Origin of the sequence: Acinetobacter sp. EKM10A, assembly GCF_011075215.1 — a bacterium.
GTDB lineage: Bacteria > Pseudomonadota > Gammaproteobacteria > Pseudomonadales > Moraxellaceae > Acinetobacter > Acinetobacter baumannii.
Genome location: NZ_JAALLK010000046.1, coordinates 1 through 377, shown reverse-complemented (window position 1 = coordinate 377; position 377 = coordinate 1). Strand labels below are relative to the sequence as shown.

Here is a 377-nt window from a genome sequence, read left to right as displayed (position 1 = left end):
AAAGCATTGTTAAATGCAACGATACCGCTTTTACCAGCTATACCACTGTCTAGCCCAACTTTACGCGCAAGTTTTAAAGCTGCTTCATTCGCTTCTGCACCTGAGTTACAGAAGAATACTTTATCTGCAAATGTATTTTCGGTGAGTTGTTTAGCAAGGCGTAGTACTGGTTCATTTGTATAACCGTTACCGACATGCCAAAGTTTTTTTGCTTGCTCTGTTAACGCATTGACTGCCACTGGATGCGCATGACCTAATGCATTTACTGCAATCCCGCCTGCAAAATCGATATATTCTTTATTTTCTTGATCCCAGATACGTGAACCTTCACCACGTACCGGAATGAAATTTGCCGGTGCAAATACTGGAACCATCCA

At 41.9% G+C, this 377-nt stretch carries 1 protein-coding gene; it reads right to left on the bottom strand.

Going from position 1 to position 377, the window contains the following annotated elements; genetic code table 11:
* On the bottom strand, nucleotides 1-377 hold a 377-nt coding region (locus G9371_RS19005), incomplete at both ends, for an aminotransferase class III-fold pyridoxal phosphate-dependent enzyme (RefSeq protein ID WP_032009380.1).